The sequence below is a fragment of the Stenotrophomonas sp. STEN008 genome (assembly GCF_056760435.1).
Window position 1 is genome coordinate 1 of record NZ_JBRRET010000058.1, and the last position, 18,354, is coordinate 18,354.

An 18,354-nucleotide genomic window follows, 5' to 3' on the forward strand; every position below is an offset into this window, starting at 1 on the left:
CCCGCGCCCCCCCCCCCCGCCCGCTCCGCCCCCCCCCCCCCCCCCCGCCCCCCCCCCCCCGCCCCGCCCCCCCCCGCCCCCGGCCGCGCCCCCCCCGGCGCCCGCCCCCCCCCCCCCCCCCCGCGACCGTGCAGGCCAATGGCGGGCGATCAGACCCGGCCGAACACCAGAGCCGCGTTGGTGCCGCCGAAGCCGAAACTGTTGGACATCACCGTGTCCAGCACCTGTGCGCGGCTTTCGCGCAGGATCGGGAAGCCTTCCACCGCCGGGTCCAGCTCGCTGATGTTGGCCGAGCCGGCAACAAAGCCATCGCGCATCATCAGCAGGCAGTAGATGGCTTCGTGCACGCTGGCCGCGCCCAGCGAATGGCCGGACAGCGCCTTGGTCGAGGACAGCGGCGGCACGGCCTCGCCGAACACCTCGCGGATCGCGTTGAGTTCGGTGACATCGCCCAGCGGGGTCGAGGTACCGTGCGTGTTGAGGTAGTCCAGCGGGCGGTCCACGTTCTGCAGTGCCATCTTCATGCAGCGCACCGCGCCCTCGCCGGACGGTGCCACCATGTCCGCACCATCGGATGTCACGCCATAACCGATCAGCTCGGCATAAATGCGTGCGCCGCGCGCAACCGCATGATCGTAGTCTTCCAGCACCAGCATGCCGCCACCACCGGCGATGACGAAGCCGTCGCGGTCCTTGTCGTAGGGGCGCGACGCGTTGGCCGGGGTGTCGTTGAAACTGGTCGACAGCGCGCCCATCGCATCGAACATCACGCTCATCGACCAGTGCAGGTCTTCACCACCGCCGGCGAACATGATGTCCTGCGCGCCGTGCCGGATCATGTCCGCGGCGGCGCCGATGCAGTGCGCCGACGTCGCGCAGGCCGCCGACAGCGAGTAGCTCACGCCCTTGATCTGGAACGCGGTGGCCAGGCACGCCGACACGGTGGAGCACATCGTGCGCGGCACCATGTACGGGCCGACCTTGCGCACGCCACGTGCACGCAGCAGATCGACCGCGCCGATCTGCCACTCGCTGGAGCCGCCGCCGGAGCCGGCGATCAGGCCGGTGCGCAGGCCACTGACCTGCGCCTCGTCCAGCCCGGCATCGGCGATGGCATCGCGCATGGCGATGTAGGCGAACGCTGCTGCATCGCTCATGAAGCGCTTCTGCTTGCGGTCGATCAGGGCGTCCAGGTCGAGGTCGACACGACCGCCGATCTGGCTGCGCAGGCCCGCTTCGGCGTGGTCGGCCAATGCGGTGATGCCGGCACGCCCCTCGCGCAGTGCGGAAGAGACGGTATCCAGATCATTGCCGAGGCAGGACGTGATGCCCATGCCGGTGATGACGACACGACGCATCAGAAGCTCCCGGTTTCGGTGAACAGGCCCACGCGCAGGTCGCGAGCGTTGTAGATCTCGCGATCGTCCACATACATGCGGGCGTCGGACTGGGCCATCACCAGCTTGCGGTTGATGACGCGCGTGATGTCGATCTCGTAGCGCACGCGCTTGGCGTCCGGCAGTACCTGGCCGGTGAACTTGACCTCGCCGCAGCCCAGGGCGCGGCCCTTGCCGGGAGCACCCAGCCAGGTCAGGTAGAAGCCGGTCAGCTGCCACATCGCATCCAGGCCCAGGCAGCCGGGCATCACCGGGTCGCCGATGAAGTGGCAGCCGAAGAACCACAGGTCCGGGCGGATATCCAGTTCGGCGCGTACCATGCCCTTGCCATGCGGGCCGCCGTCCTCGCGGATGTCGGTGATGCGGTCGAACATCAGCATCGGGTCGTTGGGCAGACGGCCGGCGGCGGCGCCGAACAGTTCACCGCGTGCGCTGGCCAGCAGCTGGTCGCGGTTGAACGCGTGGAGACGAGTCATGAAACGCAATCCTGGAAGCGACGAACAGGGATACAAGTGCTCGAGAATGCCCTTGGAAGCGCTGCCGATCAAACATTTCAACCGTACGCAACCGTAGTGTTTTCAATGGAATACGCGCATCCTGTTGATGTGCAACGACCATACCTCGGCGTGTGGCCCACCCACGCCGAACCCGCCCCGTACACCTGACATGACCCGACTGCGCAAGATCATCCACGTCGACATGGACGCCTTCTACGCGTCGGTGGAGCAGCGCGACGATCCCTCACTGCGCGGCAAGCCGGTGGTGGTGGCGTGGCGCGGTGCGCGCTCGGTGGTATGCGCGGCGTCCTACGAAGCGCGCGTGTTCGGCGTGCGTTCGGCGATGCCGGCGATGCGTGCCGAGCGCCTGTGCCCGGACGCGATCTTCGTGCCGCCGGACTTCGCGCGTTACAAGGCCGTGTCGCGCCAGGTGCGCGAGATTTTCCTGCGCCATACCGACCTGGTCGAGCCGCTGTCGCTGGATGAGGCCTATCTGGACGTGACCGAGCCGAAAAGTGGCATCGAGCTGGCAACCGAGATCGCACGCACGATCCGCGCACAGATCCGCGACGAGACCCAGCTGACCGCTTCAGCGGGCATCGCGCCGAACAAGTTCCTGGCCAAGATCGCCTCGGACTGGCGCAAGCCCGACGGCCAGTTCGTGATTCCACCGCAACGGGTGGACGCATTCCTGGCGCCGCTGCCGGTCAGCCGCGTGCCCGGCGTGGGCAAGGTGATGGAAGGCAAACTGACGGCGCGCGGCATCATCACCTGCGGTGACCTGCGGCAATGGGCGCTGGCGGATCTGGAGGACGCGTTCGGCAGCTTCGGCCGCAGCCTCTACAACCGTGCACGCGGCGTCGATGAACGGCCGGTGGAGCCGGACCAGCCGGTGCAGTCGATCTCTTCCGAGGACACCTTTGCCGAGGACCTGCTGCTTGAAGACCTGGGCGAGGCCATTGTGCAGCTGGCAGAGAAAACCTGGAACGCCACGCGCCGGACGGAACGCGTGGGCCACACCGTGGTGCTGAAGCTGAAGACGGCGCAGTTCCGCATCCTTACCCGCAGCTTCACCCCGGACCGCCCGCCGGAATCGATGGAGGAGCTGCGCGATGCCGCGCTGGCGCTGCGCGCGCGCGTGGACCTGCCGGCCGACACGCGCTATCGCCTGGTGGGCGTCGGCCTGGGCGGTTTCCGCGACAAGGAACCGGTGGTGCAGGGGGAGCTGTTCGAGCAGGCGTCGAACGATCCACACCGCCCCTGACCGCGGTCCTGCCTCACGGCCACTGCATTTCGCCCTTGGCCACCTTCGCGCTCAGCTGCAGCGACTCCACGCCCTCCAGCCGCGGGTAACGCGCCTGCATCGCCTTCACCAGCGCCTGGCTGTCCTTCGCTTTGGCCGCTTCCGCGTCGAACGCACGGATGTACCCGGCGGTGAAGCGCAGCGCACTGGCGTCCAGCGCCGCCCCTTGCGCGTAATGACCCGGTACCACCACCTGCGGCTTCAGTGCCTGCAGTCGCTGCAGGGTCTGCAGCCAGTCGGCATGCGACTTCGGGGTCTGCGTGTCGGCCATCCACACATGCTCGCCGGCGACCACGGGGATGCCACCGACGATCGCGCGCAGTGAAGGCACCCACAGCACGCTGCGGTCCGGCGTAGGGCCATCGAGTCCGATCAAGGGCAGGCGCTGCCCTTCCAGCAGCAGCGCGTCGCCCTCCAGCACCTGCGGCACAACGATGCGCGCCGGTGCGTCGGCCCCCATCTTCGGGCCCCAGTAGGCACGCTTGCCGGCGTGGGTCTGCTGGATGTGGGCCACGCTCTGCGCCGTGGCGACGATGCGTGCGTGCGGGAAGGCGTCCTGCAGCGTGGCCAGGCCGAAGTAGTAATCGGGATCGCCATGGCTGATGTAGATCGTGGTCAGTTGCTTGCCGCTGGCACGGATCAGCTCGACCAGCCTGCGCGCGTCGCTGGCCGCGAACTGTGCGTCGACCAGGATCGCATCGTGGCGGCCTTCGATCAGCACCGATGACACGGAGAACATCGCCTGCGGGCCAGGATGGAAGTACTGCAGGTGCAGCTGTGATTTCGCCGCCGTGGCCGGCGCCGGGGCAGCCGGTGCGGCCAGCAGCGGGGCGCTGGCGAAGCTGGTGACCAGTGCAAGCGGAAGCAGCAGGGCAACGGAACGCATGCGGAACTCCTTGTGCAGCGCCGGGCCATGCCCGGCATGTAGGTCGATCAGTACGCCGCAGTGATGATCTGCTTCGGGTAGGCATGCGCCTCGAGTTCCGCCACGAAGGCAGCGCCATAGTCGGCGTAGCTGATGCGGCTGTGGCCGCTGGCGTCGGCGAGGAAGGCCTTGGCCTGCACGCGGTACTGGCCACGCTCTTCGCCCGGTCCGATTTCCGCGGCCGGCGAGAAGAACGTCCAGTCGAGGTCGTCTACCGCCTGCAGGCGCTTGAGTGCTTCGCGGTGGGCCAGGGCATAAGGCTTGTACGCCTCCGGGAAATCCGGCGTATCGACCAGCTGGACACCCGGTGCCACTTCCAGGCTGCCGGCACCGCCGACCACGACCAGGCGCGGCACCCCGGCCTTGCGTGCCGCGGCTGCCAGCTGTCCGGCCACTTCGCCGACGCGGCTGATGTCATCGCCCGGACGTGGCCCGTAGGCGCTGGCCAGCACGTCGTGGCCGGCGATGGCCGCGGCCAGCGCGTCGGGATCATCCAGCGCGGCGATCACCGGATGGGCACCGGCCAGCTCCGCCGGCAGGTCCTGCGCGCTGCGCACGATCAGGGTCAATTCGTGGCCGGCGGCCAGCGCGTGGCGCGCGATCTGGCGGCCGATGTTGCCGGTGGCACCGACGAGGGCGATTTTCATGGCGAACTCCGTAAGCAAGGGGAGGGGAAGACGACGGGGCCACTGTAGGACGCTGCAATTGTCCGAAAAACAGCGTATAACGCGCTTGTTTGTTGCATGGATCGAGCAGATGGATCGACTGACCGCCATGACCGTATTCATCGAGGTGGCCGAGCGCGGCAGCCTCACGGCCGCCGCTGAGGTGCTGGACATGTCGCGGGCGATGGTCACCCGTTACCTCGCCGAGGTGGAGGCCTGGCTGGGGGCGCGCCTGCTGCACCGGACCACGCGCCGGGTCAGCCTGACCGGCCCGGGGGAGGCGGCGCTGGCGCGCTTCCGGCAGATGCTGGAGATCGGCGAGGCGCTGCAGGGCGAACTGGCCAGCGACGATCCCGAACCGCATGGCACGCTGCGGGTGACCGCCAGCGTCTCGTTCGGGCAGAGCCATCTGGCGCGCGCCGTCGCCGACTTCGTCAAGCGTCATCCGGCGGCGCGCATCGAACTGCTGCTGGTCGATCGCACGGTGAATCTGGTCGAGGAGCGGGTGGATCTGGCGGTACGCATCGCCCGGCAGATCGACCCCAGCCTGATCGCGCGGCGGCTGGCCACATGCCGCTCGGTGCTGTGCGCCACGCCCGGTTACCTGGAGGTGCGCGGCACGCCGACCGCCCCGGAACATCTGGCCGCACACAACTGCCTGACCCATCACTACGTGGGTAAGAGCCTGTGGCACCTGCACCGCGACGGACGTTCGCAGTCGGTGGCGGTGGGCGGCAACATCAGCGCCAACGAAGCGTCATTGCTGCTCGAAGCCGTTCGCGCCAGCGCCGGCATTGCGATGCTGCCCACCTACCAGGTGGCGCCGTTGCTGCGCAGTGGCGAGCTGGTGGAACTGCTGCCGGCGTATACCCTGGACGAGCTGGGCATTCATGCGGTGTACGTATCGCGTCGCCAGCAGTCGGCGATCATGCGGCGGTTCCTCGACTTCCTGGGCGAGTGCTTCGCCAGCCCGGCCTTCCAGGATCTGGACTGGCGACCGGCGCGTGTGGAACCTGCATGACATCCCGGTGCGATGCGCACACGGCATACAATGAGCGGCCCCACGTCGTACAGGTGCGTTGCGTGTCGTATCCCTATCCGCTGGTCGTATTCGACCTCGATGGCACGCTGGTCGACAGCGCCGCCGATATCGCCGAAGCCCTGAACCGCACGCTGGAGGACATCGGCCTGGCCCGTGTGCCGGAAGCCACCGTGCTGGGCTGGATTGGCGACGGTGTCCGCCGGTTGGTCGAGCAGGCCGTGCATGCCGCAGGGCGGCAGGTCGATCTGGCCGAGGTTATGCCGGTGTTCATGGTGCATTACCGTGAGTGCCTGCTGCGCAGCCCACGCCTGTTCGACGGTGTGGCGGAAGCACTGGCGCAGCTGCGGGAACGCGCTGTGCCGCTGGCCATCTGCACCAACAAGCCTGCAGCGCTGGTGCCGCCGCTGCTGCAGCATCTGGGCATCGGCGATGCGTTCGCGCTGGTGCTGGGCGGCGATTCGCTGCCGCAGCGAAAGCCCAGCGGCGAACCACTGCGCCACATCGCGGCACACTTCGGCGTGCCGGTGGATGCATGCCTGATGGTGGGTGATTCGTTGACCGATTACCGCGCGGCGGAAGACGCGGGAATGCCGATCGTGCTGGTGCGCTACGGTTATCCGCGTGGCCTGGACCTGGCCGCCGCAGCTGCGGTGGCGGTGATCGACGATCTGCGCGAACTGCCGGGCCTGGCCGCGCGCATCCCGGTATAGCGCCGGGCCTGCGCCCGGCGCGCCTGCTCATTTCGGCTGGTAGCGCACGCTCAGCTGATACTCGCGGCCCGGCTGGTTGAACCACGCCACGGTCTCGTACCTGCGGTCGAACACATTGGTTGCCCGGGCCAGCAGCGACCACGATGGCGTGAGCGCGTACTCGGCGCGCAGATCCAACGTGCCATAGCCGCCGACCTTCACCGTGTTGGCGGCATCGTCATAGCGCTTGCCCGCACCCTGTACGGTCAGGCCGGCACGGAATGCGCCGAAGCGGCGATCCACATCCAGCCGTGCCGTCTGCTGTGCACGGCGCGGCAGCCAGTTGTCGAACTGGCTGCTGCCGTTCGTGCGGTTGCGCGGGTCGGTGTAGCTCAGCTGTGCAGCGATGTCGAAGCCGGCCAGCACGACGCTGCCGGTCAGTTCGGCACCACGGATGCGCGCCTTCTCCACCTGCTGCATCCTGAAGGTCGCTGCATCGTAGGTGATCAGGTCATCGATGCGGGTCTCGTACACATCCAGACCCCAGCGCCAGCCCTGGCCCTGCCGCGAAATGCCCAGGTTGGCGCTCTTCGACTTCTCAGGATCCAGTGTCGGCACGCCGCTCCACGGGTCATACAGGTCACTGAAGGTGGGTGCCTTGAAGGCCGTGCCGTAGCTGGCGTTGATGCGCAGGCCGTGATCCAGCTCCATCGCCCAGCCGATGCTGCCGGTGGCATGGTTGCCGAACTGCTGGTTGTCGTCGTTGCGCGCGCTGGCCTGCAACTGGTGCCGGCCGAAGCGCCCCTGGTACTGCACGAACACACCGGTGTTGCGACGGCTGTCGACACGATAGCCGGCACTGCTGCCGTCCAGGTTGTCCTCACTCCAGTCCACACCGGCACTCAGCAGCTGGCCTTCGGCCACGCCGAAGTCGCCCTGCAGCGACGCGCTGTCACGATGCGTCTGCGCGCTGCCATGCACGCCGTCCGCGCCGACGTTGTCCGATTCGTTGTCACTGCGACCGACGTTGGCGGTCAGCACCAGCCGTTCGGCCGGCGTGTAGCGGACCTTGCCGGACAGTACCTGCTGGCGCGTCTCGGAGTAGTTGTAGTAGCCGTCGTAGTGGTTCTGGCCGTCGGCGCGCAGCGCGCTGCCCTCCACCGTCCACTGCTCGTTGAAGTTGTAGCCGCCGCGCAGGCTCTTGGAGAGGTTGCGGTAGCCGTCGCGGTCGGGTTCGTCGGCGAAGCAGCCGGTGAACAGCGTGGCTGAGCCCCGGCAGGCATCGATGCCATCGGAATGCTGGTAGGCGATGTCGGCGCCGAACCAGCCGCGTTCGCTGCTGCCACCGATGCCGCCGCTGGCCTCACGCAGGCCATTGCTACCCCCGCCCAGCTGCAGATGTGGCGCGAAGTCGCCCTGGTTGCGGCGGGTGAAGATCTGGATCACACCGCCGATGGCGTCGGCGCCATACAGGCTGGACTGCGGGCCGCGCACGATCTCCACGCGTTCGATCTGCGCCAGCGGCAGGTCCTGGATCATCGCCAGGCCGAGATCGGCGCTGTTGATGCGCACGCCGTCGACCAGCACCACCGTGTGGCCGGAGTTGGTGCCGCGCAGGAACAGCGAGCTCTGCTTGCCCAGGCCGCCGGCGTTGGTGAGGTTGATGCCGGCGCGGCCACGCAGCAGGTCCTGCAGCGAAGTGGCCTGGCTGGACTCGATCTGCGTCCGGTCGATCACCTGCGCAGGCGCGATGCTGTCCTGCAGGGCGATGGGGGTGCGGGTGGCCGTGACCAGGATGGGATCGAGCGCGCGGGCGCCATCATCGGCCTGGGCCAATGCGGGCAGGGCGGCCAATACGGCCAGGGAAAGCAATCGGGACTGCAGCTTCATCGGGGGACTCCAGGTGCCACGCACGCCCGCGTGGCGAAGGGGAGGAGCCGCGGAGGCAGGCAAGCGCCGATGCCGCAGGCAGTGCTGCGGACATCCAGCGCCATGCCCACCGCATCGCGACCTGAGGCTTCCGGGCCGGTCTCCGGGCTTGCCGCCGGGTGGCGCGAGGCCACCGTCCAGGCGCCTTCCCATGCTGTTGGCACAGTGGCGGTTGCCTGGAACTGACGTGCTTACCGTTGCGGGGGCAGCGCCGGCATGGCGTGGGTTCACGCGTCACCGGCTTCCCGTTTCAACCTGCCGGCCATGCCGCAGGTCACCTGGAAGTGCGCGCAGTCTACGGCATCGGCATGCCCGGTGCGGCGCATATGCGGCAATGTCTGTGGAGCTGATGATCCCCAGCCACTAGAATTGCTGCTTGATCCCGTGGTGCCGTTGCCGATGTCCGCCCGTTTTCCGCTGTCCCCGCGTTGCCTGCACAGGACGCATGCATGATCCTCGACCTGGTCCGCCACGCCGGCAACGGTCGCGACGAGTACCTCGATGGCCGCAGCGATCCACCGCAGCTGGCCCGCCTGCCACAGGAACTGGTGGAGGCCTACGCCACGCAGCCCTGGGAGCGGGTGATCAGCTCGCCCCGCCTGCGGTCACTGCACACAGCGATGGCGCTGGCCACCCCGCGCGGGCTGGACGTGGATGCAGACGAGGAGTGGGAAGAACTCGACTTCGGCGACTGGGACGGGCAGGCACTGTTCGACCTGCCGGAGCAGGCGCTGGCGGCATTCCATGCTGATCCGCATGCGTATCCGCCGCCCAACGGCGAAAGCTGGGGGCACTTCGAGCGGCGCATCGCGCGTGCGCTCGACCGCCTGCTCGACGATGACGACCCGCTGCCGACCGTCGTGGTCAGCCACGGTGGCCCGCTGCGCATGGTGCTGTCACAGGTCTGCGGCCTGCCGATGTCGCTGTGCTGGGCGCTGCGCATCGACCACGGTACGCGCCTGCGGGTCAGGCTGGAGCGTGGCGAGGCAGGCCTGGTGGGCGAGCTGCTGGAGTTGCAGCAGCCCTGATCCGGCCGGCGCCGATCAGTCCTCGTCCGCGCTTCCGGCCACGTTCTCTTCTGCGTCGTCGTCTGCGTCGAATCGCTGCTCGTGCACCGGCCCCGAGGCCGGGCCGGCCGCCTTCAGCGGGTGCGCGGCGATGCGCGCTTCGTAGTCCTGCACCAGCGCCTCGCGCTGCGGCTCGCTCAGTTCCTGCCAATGGCAGTCCAGCAGGGCGCCTTCCAGCGAGTAGAGCAGGTTCAGGCTGGGCTTGAAGCCGGCGCGCTTGACCTTGACGAAGGCACCCACCGCGCCGACGGCGGCCAGATCCTCACGGCTGCGCAGACCGACCTGGCGCAGCCACGCCGCACTTTTCGGACCGATGTTGCGCAGCTTCGGCGCACTCATCCCAGCGCCTCGACGAAGACGCGCGCGATGGCTTCCAGTCCGGCCTGGTCATCGGCATCGAAGCGACCGGTCTTCGGGCTGTCGATGTCGAAGACTCCGATCAGTTCATCGCCGCGCAGCAGCGGAACGACCAGTTCCGAGCGGGAGGCCGAGTCGCAGGCGATGTGGCCCGGAAAGGCATCGACATCGTCGACGCGCTGGGTCACGCGCTGGCGGGCCGCGGCACCACACACGCCCTTGTCCAGCGGAATGCGCACGCAGGCCGGCAGCCCCTGGAACGGGCCGACCACCAGCTCCTGGCCATCGTAGAGATAGAAACCCACCCAGTTCAGGTCGGGCAGGGCGTGGAAGACCAGCGCCGAGAGATTGGCCGCGTTGGCGATGCGGTCGGACTCTCCATGGACCAGGCCACGGGCCTGTTCAAGCAACTGGGCGTATTGTTCCGGCTTGCTGCCGGTAAGCGAGGCATTGGCGAACATGACCGCAGTCTAGCAAGCGTGCCGGGCCAGCGATAATGCACGCTCTGTTGCCCCGCTGGAGCCTTTGATGCCGTTGCCCGCTGCCCTGCCATCCGCGCTGTTCGTCACCGGCACCGATACCGAGATCGGCAAGACGGCGGCCAGCACCGCGCTGCTGCACGCCCTGCGCCGGCGTGGCCTGCGAGCGGTCGGAATGAAGCCTGTGGCCAGTGGCAGCCAGGATCTGGGGAAGGGCCTGCGCAACGGAGATGCGCTGGCGCTGCAGGCGGCCAGTCGGCCGGTGCCGGAATACGTCGACGTGAATCCCTATGCCCTGCGGCAGCCGATCGCTCCCGAACTGGCGGCGGCCGAGGACGGGGTGGACATCGCCCTGGCACCGATCGTCGCCGCGTTCGAGCGCCTGCGTGCCACCGCCGACGTGGTGGTGGTGGAAGGCGTAGGGGGATGGCTGGCGCCGGTCTCCGTCCACCTGGACCAGCTCGACATCGTGCGGGCACTGCGTCTGCCGGTCGTGCTGGTGGTCGGCCTGCGGCTGGGCTGCGTCAACCACGCGAGGTTGACCGCGCACTCCTTGCAGGCCAGCGGCGTGGAGTGCCTGGGCTGGATCGGCAATCACATCGATCCGGCCATGCAGCGCCAGGACGAGAACGTGGCCACGCTGGTGCAGCGGTTGCCGATGCCATGCTGGGGACGGCTGCCGCACCTGCCGGGCGCCGATGCTCAGGCCCTGGCGATGCACCTGCATGAGGGCTGAGTTCCCGTAGAGCGGAGCCTGCGACCCGCTGCGATCAACCGGCCGCGAGCTCCCGCGCGAGGGCGCCCAGGCGCTCCACGGCAGCGATGAAACGTGCGTCGAAGGTCTGGCAGCACGACAGCCGCAGGCAGTGCCGGTAGCGCGGACCGCGCGAATACACCTGGCCGGGCATGAACACGATGCCCTCTTCCAGCGCCCGCTCGAACAGTGCGCGGGTGTCCACGCCCGGCAGTTCCAGCCACAGCAGGAAGCCACCCTGTGGTTCCGTGGCGCGTGTGCCAGGCGGGAAATGCTCGGCCACGAGCTGGCGCAGCCGTCCCACCTGCTCGCGATACAGGCGCCGCATGCGGTGCAGGTGATGTTCGTATCCGCTCCCTTCCAGGTACGCGGCCACGGCATCACCCAGCAGCTGCGGCTCGCCGCCCGTGGACTGGAACTTCAGCAGGGCGATGCGTTCAGCGAAGCGCCCGCCGTCGAGCCAGCCGATGCGATAGTCCGGGGCCAGCGTCTTCGAGAAACCGCCGACCACCATCACCCAGCCGTCGCGGTCAAAGGCCTTCAGCAGCGGCGCAGGTGGCTCGCAGAACTGCAGTTCCGCGTACACGGCATCCTCGATCAGCGGCAGCTGACGCGCGTTGACCAGCTCGGCAAGACGCTGCTTGGCCGCCACCGGCATGGTGCAGCCCAATGGATTGTGCACGGTCGGCATCAGCACCAGCGCGGCCAGCGGTGTGTGCTCCAGCATCGCCTCCAACGCATCGACGTCCAGGCCCTGTTGCGGATGCGTCGGCAGTTCGATGGCCTGCAGGCCCAGGTTGGCCAGCAGCGGATACAGGTTGAAGTACGACGGTGCTTCGATACCCACTGAATCGCCGGGCTGGGTCACCGCACGCAGTGCCAGCTGCAGCGCCTCCATCGCACCGTGGGTCAGCAGCAGGCGATCGCTGTGCGTGTGCAGGCCCATGCGCGGGCCGCGCCGCACGATCTGCGCAAGCAGCCGCGGCGAGCCATTGGGGCGTGCGTAGGTTTCGACCGTCTGCTGGCCGTGGCGCAATACCTGGGCGGTGTGCCGGGCCAGTTGGGCGCCAGGATAGAACTGGCGCCCGCGTGGCCCGGCGAAGGCGAGGTCCATCACCCCGGAACGGCGTTGCGCCTCCAGCACGCGTGCCATCAGCACCTGCTGCAACGGCGCGGTGGGGGCCGACGGGGTATCGCGCAGCGACCGTTGCGGCACTGACAGTCGCGGCGCCACTTCGAAACCTGCCTTTGGCCGCGGAACCACCAGGCCGGCGTCTTCCAGCTGGCGGTAGGCGGCGATCACCGTATTGAGGCTGAGCTGACGCTGTGCTGCCATCTGCCGCAGCGATGGCAGGCGGCTGCCGACCGGCAGGCGCCCTCCCTGGATGGCCTCGGCCAGCTCATCGGACAGCCGCTGGTAGCGAGGAGCGGACGCGCTGCTGCGTTGATCTGTATCCATCGGTTCCGGCCGCATCTGGTGCTGTACCCATGAGGATTCCGAGCCTAGCATGTCCTCGTCGGCAGGGCCTGATCGGTGCCCGCCGATATTTCAAGGGCGCGCGGCTGGATGGCCGCGCGCCCCTTTTTTGCATGGGTCGGCGCACCATGCAGTCAACGCATCGGCACCAGCACCGGATCCCGGCGATACAGGGCAGGGAACTGCCTGCCCAGTGCTGCCAGCTTCGGAGCGTCGTAGTAGCGGATATAGGCGGCCTGCGGATAGTTGCTCATGTAGTTCTGGTGGTAGCTCTCGGCCGGATAGAAGCGCTGGCCGCTCCCCACCTGGGTGACGATGGGCGCGCGATAGCTTCCGGCCTGGCCCAGCTGGGTGATGTAGGCACGGCTGGCCGCCTGCTGGCGGGGATCATCGACGAAGATCGCCGAGCGGTACTGGCTGCCATGGTCCGGGCCTTGCCGGTCGAGCTGGGTCGGGTCATGCACCACCGAGAAGAACACCTGCATCAGCTGGCCGTAGCTCACCTGGCGCGGGTCGTAGTCGACCTTCACCGCCTCGGCGTGGCCGGTGCGTCCGCTGCTGACACGCTCATAGCGCGCATCCGCCGCGCTGCCGCCGACGTAGCCCGAGACTGCGTTGCTCACGCCCTTGACGTGCTGGAACACGCCCTGCACGCCCCAGAAGCAGCCGCCGGCAAACACTACGCTGGCGTGCGTGCCGTCATCGCGGAATGCGGCTTCACCGGCGGGCGCAGGCAACACCTGCACCTGTGCGCTGCGCTCGAGCGGCGCGGCGATGGCACCGTGATCAACCAGCAGTACCCCGGCAATCAATGCGGTAGCGACCAGCCCGGCAATGCCGGCGGCGATCCCCTGTTCGAACGAAATCTTCATCGTGTCCTCCCGGATCAACCGAAGGTGAAGGCGTAGGCCTGGGCGCCGGCATCGAGGAATTCGATCTCGAAGCGGTGTGGCGCGACGGCGCCGCGCTGGCGCACCAGCTGGTACAGACGGTGTTCGTCGATCACGCCGCTGCCATCGCTGCCAACGTCGCTGCCGGCGTCGGCCGCGGGCAACGGCCGACCATCCAGCCAGACGCGGAAGCGCACCGGCGTGCCGTCCTGGCGTGGCGCGAGCACCAGATGCAGATCGCGGGCATGGAACTGGAAGGCGATGCGTCCTCCGGGCTGCTGCAGCCGTGCCGCCTCGTCGTCGATGATCCAGCGGCCGGACAGGCCCCACTGGTTCAGCGCCAGCGCGGGTGGCAGCGCGTAGTCGAATGCCGTGTCCGCACGTTGCCCGCCTGGCGAGGCGAACTGCTCGGCGCGCGCATGCCCCAGGTAGGTCTCCGGCGAGCGCAGGTTGCCCATGTCCGCCTGCGCGGCCACGCCCTTCAGGTCCGCTGCGGCCGGATCGGCCGGCGGTGGCAGCCGGGTCTGGCCGGCTTCGGCCAGCAGGCGGCGGATCACCTGCTCCGAACGCGCATAGTTGCCTTCGCCGAACTGATGGCCGCGGATGTTGCCCTGCGCATCGACGAAGTAGTGGGCGGGCCAGTAGCGGTTGTTGAACGCACGCCAGATCGCGTACTGGTTGTCCAGCGCGACGGGATAGTCGACCTTCAACTGCTGCACGGCCTTCATGACGTTGCGCGGGTCGCGTTCGAAGGCGAACTCGGGGGTGTGCACACCGATCACCACCAGGCCGTGATCGCGGTAGCGCCGCTGCCACTCGTGCACGAACGGCATCGCACGCAGGCAGTTGATGCAGGAATAGGTCCAGAAGTCGATCAGAACCACCTTGCCGCGCAGCTGGGCGGCGTCCAGCGGTGGGCTGTTGAGCCAGCCGGTGGCGCCGTCCAGGGCGGGCAGCGTGCCTTCCACCGGCAGCGGTGCCTCGCTGCCTGCAGTGGCCGGGCCCATCATCATCATCGGTGGAGCGGAAGGCTGCGCGCCGGGTACCGCATCGAGCAGGCCCTGCTCGATACGCGCGGTGCTGACGGTGGACAGCCGGGTCAGCAGGCCGGTGTCCCAGCCCAGGGCAATGGCCACGACCGCCAGCAGCGCAGCGACGCCGAGCACGCGGCGGAGCAGATTGCCCAGCCCCAGCCGTGCCTGCAGGGCGCGGAACACCCGGCCGCCGATCCAGACCGCCAATGCCAGCGCGGTGACCGCACCCAGCGCGTAGGCAAGCAGCAGCGTACTGGTGCTGGCGCTGGCGCCATGCAGCGCAGCCCCGGTCAGTACCAGGCCAAGGATCGGGCCCGCGCACGGGGCCCACAGCAGGCCGGTGGCGATGCCGATCAGCAGCGACGTCCAGGCACCGCCGCGCCCGGCGGCATCGGCAGCGTCCGCGCGTGCGCTCAACCGCGCGCCGACACGCTGCAACGGCGCCAGCAGATGGTCTGCCAGTGCGGGCCACAGCAATGCCACCGCGAACAGCGCCATCAGCAGCAGGGCGATCCAGCGACCGATCTGGTTGGCCTGCGCCACCCACTGGCTGCCGACCGCCGCCAGGCTGGCGACGAGGGTGAAGGTCAGCGCCATGCCCAGCAGCAGCGGCAGGGTGCTGCGCAGGAACGGGCGGTCAGCACGCGCGAATACGAACGGCAGCACCGGCAGGATGCAGGGGCTGAGCAGGGTCAGCACACCGCCAAGATAGGCAAGCAGCAACAGCAGCATCATCGGGCTCCAGAAGCAGGGGACGATCCCACCGGCACGCGCCAGCCCGCATCGCTGTCATGCGCGGCAGGTCCGGGCTGGAAGGCCAGCGCCGCGCCATTCATGCAGTAGCGCAGGCCGGTAGGGCGTGGGCCGTCGTTGAAGACATGGCCCAGATGGCCGCCGCAGCGGCGGCAATGCACTTCCACCCGCAGCATGCCAAAGGTGACGTCGCGGTCCTCACCGATAGCGTTGTGCAACGGTGCCCAGAAGCTGGGCCAGCCAGTACCGCTCTCGAACTTGGTGGACGAAGAGAACAGCGGCAGCGCACAGCCGGCACAGGTGAACGTGCCTTGCCGGTGTTCCTTGTTGAGCGGGCTGCTCCAAGGGCGTTCGGTCGCCTGCTGGCGCAGCACTGCGTACTGGGCCGGGGTCAGCCGCTGGCGCCAGTCAGCATCACTGCGCATGATCTCGAACTGTCGCGCAGGGCGCGTTTCTGCTGCCGCTGGCGCGGCGCGGCTGCAGGCCCCGAGACCGAGCAGGCCGGCGGTGGTGGCGATACCGCCCAGACCCAGCAGATGGCGGCGGGTGAGGGGCATGGCGGACTCCGGGAAGGGGCGACGGGGCCATGCTGCGCCTGCTCCGGTCAACGAATCCTCACGCAGGATTCAATTTTTCGTGAGGTATCGGCGGCGATCCCGCGCCACAATGCGCTCAGCCTCCCCCCTGGCCCGAGCTGCCGATGTCCCCGAAACGTGTCCTGATCGTTGAAGACGATGCCCACATCGCCGACCTGCTGCGCATGCACCTGGGCGATGAGGGGTATGAGGTCGCCCACGCCGACAGCGGTGATGGCGGGCTGCGCCTGCTCGAACAGGAAGGCCCGTGGGACGCGCTGGTGCTGGACGTGATGCTGCCCGGTGTCGATGGCCTGCAGGTCTGCCAGCGCGCACGGGCGATGGCGCGCTATGTCCCGATCATCATCATCAGTGCACGCGGCAGCGAAACCCAGCGTATCGTCGGCCTGGAACTCGGCGCCGACGATTATCTGGCCAAGCCATTCTCCATGCCGGAGCTGGTCGCGCGCGTGCGTGCCCTGCTGCGTCGCGCCGAGGCCATGGCGCAGAACGCGCGCATCGATGCCGGCGCCATCGAGCTGGGAGGACTGCAGCTGGATCCGGTCGCGCGTACTGCCGACGTGGATGGCAGGCCGCTGGAACTGACGCCGCGCGAGTTCGACCTGCTGCTGTTCTTCGCGCGCCATCCCGGCCAGGTGTTCGCGCGGATGGAACTGCTCAACCAGGTCTGGGGCTACCAGCACGATGGCTATGAGCATACGGTCAATACCCATATCAACCGCCTGCGCAGCAAGATCGAAACCGATCCGGCCAACCCGCGGCGGTTGCTGACGGTCTGGGGCCGGGGCTACAAGCTGGTGGACCCGGCCGGAGCGGCGGCATGATCCGGCCGAACCTGTGGCAGAAGCTGGCCGCGGTGATCGCGGCGCTGATGCTGACGTGCTGCATGGCGCTGCTGGCGCTGCAGATGCGCTCGAACACACGGCACGAGCAGGAAGTCGTGCAGCGGCTGTCGCTGGGGCTGGCCGAGCACATCGCGCAGCGCAGTGAGCTGATGGATACCAGCGGCATGCGCGATGCGGCGGTGCGTGCGCTGTTCGGGCAACTGATGGCGGTCAACCCCAGCGTCGAGGTGTACCTGCTGGACGACCAGGGTCGCATTCTCGGCCACGACGCACCCAGCGGGCACCTGATGCGCAACCGCGTGGACGTGGCACCGCTGCGCCGGCTGCTGGCGGGCGCGCCGCTGCCGATCCTGGGCGACGATCCGCGCAGTAGCGAGGGTCGCAAGGTGTTCAGCGTGGCGCCGCTGGTGGTGCAGGGGCGGCAGGCCGGCTACGTCTACGTGGTGCTGGTGGGCGAGCACCGGCAGATGCTCGCCGACGACCTCGCCGCCAGCAACCAGTGGAACACGACCTTGTGGTCGGTGATGCTGGTGGGCAGCCTGGGCCTGCTGGCCGGGCTGGTGGCGTTCTACTGGGTGACCCGGCCGCTGCGCCGCCTGACACGTCGCATCCAGGCATTCGACATCGATGCGCCGACGCCGCTGCCGCCGCCCGGCCCGCTGCGGCCGGGCGAGCGCGATGAACTGGTCATCCTCGAACATGCGCATGCGCAGATGGCGCAGCGGTTGGGGGAGCAGTGGCAGCAGCTGCGCCAGCAGGACCTGCAGCGGCGCGAGCTGGTGGCCAACATTTCGCACGATCTGCGCACGCCGCTGTCTTCACTGCATGGCTACCTTGAGACGATGGTGTTGAAGGACGCGACGCTGTCGCCGGAGGAGCGCCGGCGCTATCTGGGTATTGCCCTGGCGCAGAGTGCGAAGGTCGGGCGATTGGCGCGCGCGCTGTTCGAGCTGGCACGCCTGGAACACGGCGAGGTGCGGCTGGAGTGGGAGGTGTTCGCGCTGCCCGAGCTGCTGCAGGACGTGCTGCAGAAGTTCGAGCTGGCGGCGCAGGCGCGCGGCCAGCAGTTGCACGCGGATTTCCCGCAGGGGTTGCCGCTGGTACGTGCGGACCTGGGTCTGGTGGAGCGGGTGCTGACCAACCTGCTCGACAACGCCCTGCGCCATGCGCCGGAGGGAGGGCGGATCGAGGTGCGGCTGCGCGCGGTGGCTGACAGCGTGGAGGTGATCGTCTCTGATGACGGTCCCGGCGTTGCTGCTGCGGTGCGTGCGCAGCTGTTCCAGGCGCCTGCTGCGTTGGGGGCGCGACGGGGCGAGAACGGTGGCCTGGGGCTGCTGATCGTGCAGCGTATCGTGCAGCTGCATGGCCGCAGCATCGCGCTGCGCGACAGTGAGGCAGGGGCGACGTTCGTGTTCGAGCTGCCGCGGGCGGAGTCGGCGGCGGTGGCCTAGGCGCAGCTGGTTTCCGGGTGGCGGTGTTTGCCCCTTCGCGCAGGTATGTGCGTTTTTCCGTGTGGCGGCGGGGGGGTGCCCTTGGGGGGCTATTCCCCCCGGGCCCGGGCGGGGGGCGGCCCCCACCCCCTTTACTCCCCCCCAATGGGCACCCGCCGGGCGTGCAGGGGCTGTCGGCACGCAGCGGTGTGCGGACGACGGCAC

18 protein-coding genes and 1 riboswitch are annotated in these 18,354 nt (G+C 68.6%); of the genes, 7 read left to right on the top strand and 11 right to left on the bottom strand.

The window, feature by feature from the left end; translation table 11 throughout:
- Positions 1-149: 149 nt before the first annotated feature.
- Together fabB and fabA are read right to left on the bottom strand one after the other, a co-directional pair.
- Complete coding sequence (gene fabB / locus ACVOME_RS17735; protein ID WP_164150991.1) at positions 150-1,358, bottom strand: beta-ketoacyl-ACP synthase I; 1,209 nt, start codon at positions 1,356-1,358, stop codon at positions 150-152.
- Positions 1,358-1,873, bottom strand: coding sequence for a 3-hydroxyacyl-[acyl-carrier-protein] dehydratase FabA (gene fabA / locus ACVOME_RS17740; protein WP_053518264.1), 516 nt, complete (start codon positions 1,871-1,873; stop codon positions 1,358-1,360). Before fabA ends, fabB begins: the two co-directional genes overlap by 1 nt.
- Before the next feature lie 190 nt (positions 1,874-2,063).
- Here fabA and dinB point away from each other — a divergent pair, with 190 nt between their 5' ends.
- Positions 2,064-3,158, top strand: a complete 1,095-nt coding sequence (dinB, locus tag ACVOME_RS17745; protein ID WP_197572434.1) for a DNA polymerase IV — start codon at positions 2,064-2,066, stop codon at positions 3,156-3,158.
- Between the two features lie 13 nt (positions 3,159-3,171).
- On the opposite strand, the gene ACVOME_RS17750 is transcribed toward dinB, so the two are convergent.
- Positions 3,172-4,083, bottom strand: coding sequence for an MBL fold metallo-hydrolase (locus tag ACVOME_RS17750; RefSeq protein ID WP_481505339.1), 912 nt, complete (start codon positions 4,081-4,083; stop codon positions 3,172-3,174).
- 47 nt (positions 4,084-4,130) lie between these two features.
- Positions 4,131-4,769, bottom strand: coding sequence for an NAD(P)-dependent oxidoreductase (locus tag ACVOME_RS17755; protein ID WP_481505340.1), 639 nt, complete (start codon positions 4,767-4,769; stop codon positions 4,131-4,133).
- 109 nt (positions 4,770-4,878) lie between these two features.
- Here ACVOME_RS17755 and ACVOME_RS17760 point away from each other — a divergent pair, with 109 nt between their 5' ends.
- Positions 4,879-5,808 carry a LysR family transcriptional regulator gene (locus ACVOME_RS17760; RefSeq protein WP_180875789.1) on the top strand — a complete coding sequence of 310 codons (930 nt, stop codon included), beginning with the start codon at positions 4,879-4,881 and terminating at the stop codon, positions 5,806-5,808.
- Between the two features lie 62 nt (positions 5,809-5,870).
- The gene (gene gph, locus ACVOME_RS17765) at positions 5,871-6,539 is read left to right on the top strand and encodes a phosphoglycolate phosphatase (protein WP_481505341.1); all 669 of its coding nucleotides are present in this window, start codon (positions 5,871-5,873) and stop codon (positions 6,537-6,539) included.
- A gap of 27 nt (positions 6,540-6,566) precedes the next feature.
- Here the strand turns inward: gph and btuB are convergent, their stop codons facing one another.
- On the bottom strand, positions 6,567-8,408 hold the full coding sequence (gene btuB / locus ACVOME_RS17770; protein ID WP_481505342.1) for a TonB-dependent vitamin B12 receptor: 1,842 nt from the start codon (positions 8,406-8,408) through the stop codon (positions 6,567-6,569).
- A 116-nt stretch (positions 8,409-8,524) separates the two neighbouring features.
- A riboswitch (cobalamin riboswitch) is annotated at positions 8,525-8,744 on the bottom strand.
- Positions 8,745-8,896: 152 nt separating this feature from the next.
- Here btuB and ACVOME_RS17775 point away from each other — a divergent pair.
- The gene (locus ACVOME_RS17775) at positions 8,897-9,475 is read left to right on the top strand and encodes a histidine phosphatase family protein (RefSeq protein ID WP_065175373.1); all 579 of its coding nucleotides are present in this window, start codon (positions 8,897-8,899) and stop codon (positions 9,473-9,475) included.
- 15 nt (positions 9,476-9,490) lie between these two features.
- Here the strand turns inward: ACVOME_RS17775 and ACVOME_RS17780 are convergent, their stop codons facing one another.
- Positions 9,491-9,853, bottom strand: coding sequence for a TfoX/Sxy family protein (locus tag ACVOME_RS17780; protein ID WP_481505343.1), 363 nt, complete (start codon positions 9,851-9,853; stop codon positions 9,491-9,493).
- Positions 9,850-10,332 (bottom strand): GAF domain-containing protein, encoded by a 483-nt coding sequence (locus tag ACVOME_RS17785; protein WP_053518280.1) that lies wholly within the window; start codon positions 10,330-10,332, stop codon positions 9,850-9,852. Before ACVOME_RS17785 ends, ACVOME_RS17780 begins: the two co-directional genes overlap by 4 nt.
- Positions 10,333-10,399: 67 nt before the next feature.
- Here ACVOME_RS17785 and bioD point away from each other — a divergent pair, with 67 nt between their 5' ends.
- On the top strand, positions 10,400-11,086 hold the full coding sequence (bioD, locus tag ACVOME_RS17790) for a dethiobiotin synthase (protein WP_481505344.1): 687 nt from the start codon (positions 10,400-10,402) through the stop codon (positions 11,084-11,086).
- Positions 11,087-11,120: 34 nt separating this feature from the next.
- Here the strand turns inward: bioD and ACVOME_RS17795 are convergent, their stop codons facing one another.
- From ACVOME_RS17795 to msrB, 4 genes are all read right to left on the bottom strand, one after another.
- Positions 11,121-12,563, bottom strand: a complete 1,443-nt coding sequence (locus tag ACVOME_RS17795) for an aminotransferase-like domain-containing protein (RefSeq protein ID WP_481505345.1) — start codon at positions 12,561-12,563, stop codon at positions 11,121-11,123.
- Between the two features lie 152 nt (positions 12,564-12,715).
- A complete protein-coding gene (msrA, locus tag ACVOME_RS17800; protein ID WP_128990493.1) occupies positions 12,716-13,453 on the bottom strand; it encodes a peptide-methionine (S)-S-oxide reductase MsrA in 738 nt (245 codons plus the stop codon).
- 14 nt (positions 13,454-13,467) lie between these two features.
- The gene (locus ACVOME_RS17805) at positions 13,468-15,237 is read right to left on the bottom strand and encodes a cytochrome c biogenesis protein DipZ (protein WP_053518288.1); all 1,770 of its coding nucleotides are present in this window, start codon (positions 15,235-15,237) and stop codon (positions 13,468-13,470) included.
- The gene (msrB, locus tag ACVOME_RS17810) at positions 15,237-15,815 is read right to left on the bottom strand and encodes a peptide-methionine (R)-S-oxide reductase MsrB (RefSeq protein ID WP_053518289.1); all 579 of its coding nucleotides are present in this window, start codon (positions 15,813-15,815) and stop codon (positions 15,237-15,239) included. Before msrB ends, ACVOME_RS17805 begins: the two co-directional genes overlap by 1 nt.
- 143 nt (positions 15,816-15,958) lie before the next feature.
- Between msrB and ACVOME_RS17815 the strand changes: the two genes are divergently transcribed.
- The gene (locus ACVOME_RS17815; RefSeq protein ID WP_065182516.1) at positions 15,959-16,678 is read left to right on the top strand and encodes a response regulator transcription factor; all 720 of its coding nucleotides are present in this window, start codon (positions 15,959-15,961) and stop codon (positions 16,676-16,678) included.
- On the top strand, positions 16,675-18,150 hold the full coding sequence (locus ACVOME_RS17820) for an ATP-binding protein (protein WP_476342617.1): 1,476 nt from the start codon (positions 16,675-16,677) through the stop codon (positions 18,148-18,150). The genes ACVOME_RS17815 and ACVOME_RS17820 overlap by 4 nt, the downstream gene beginning before the upstream one ends.
- Positions 18,151-18,354: the final 204 nt, after the last annotated feature.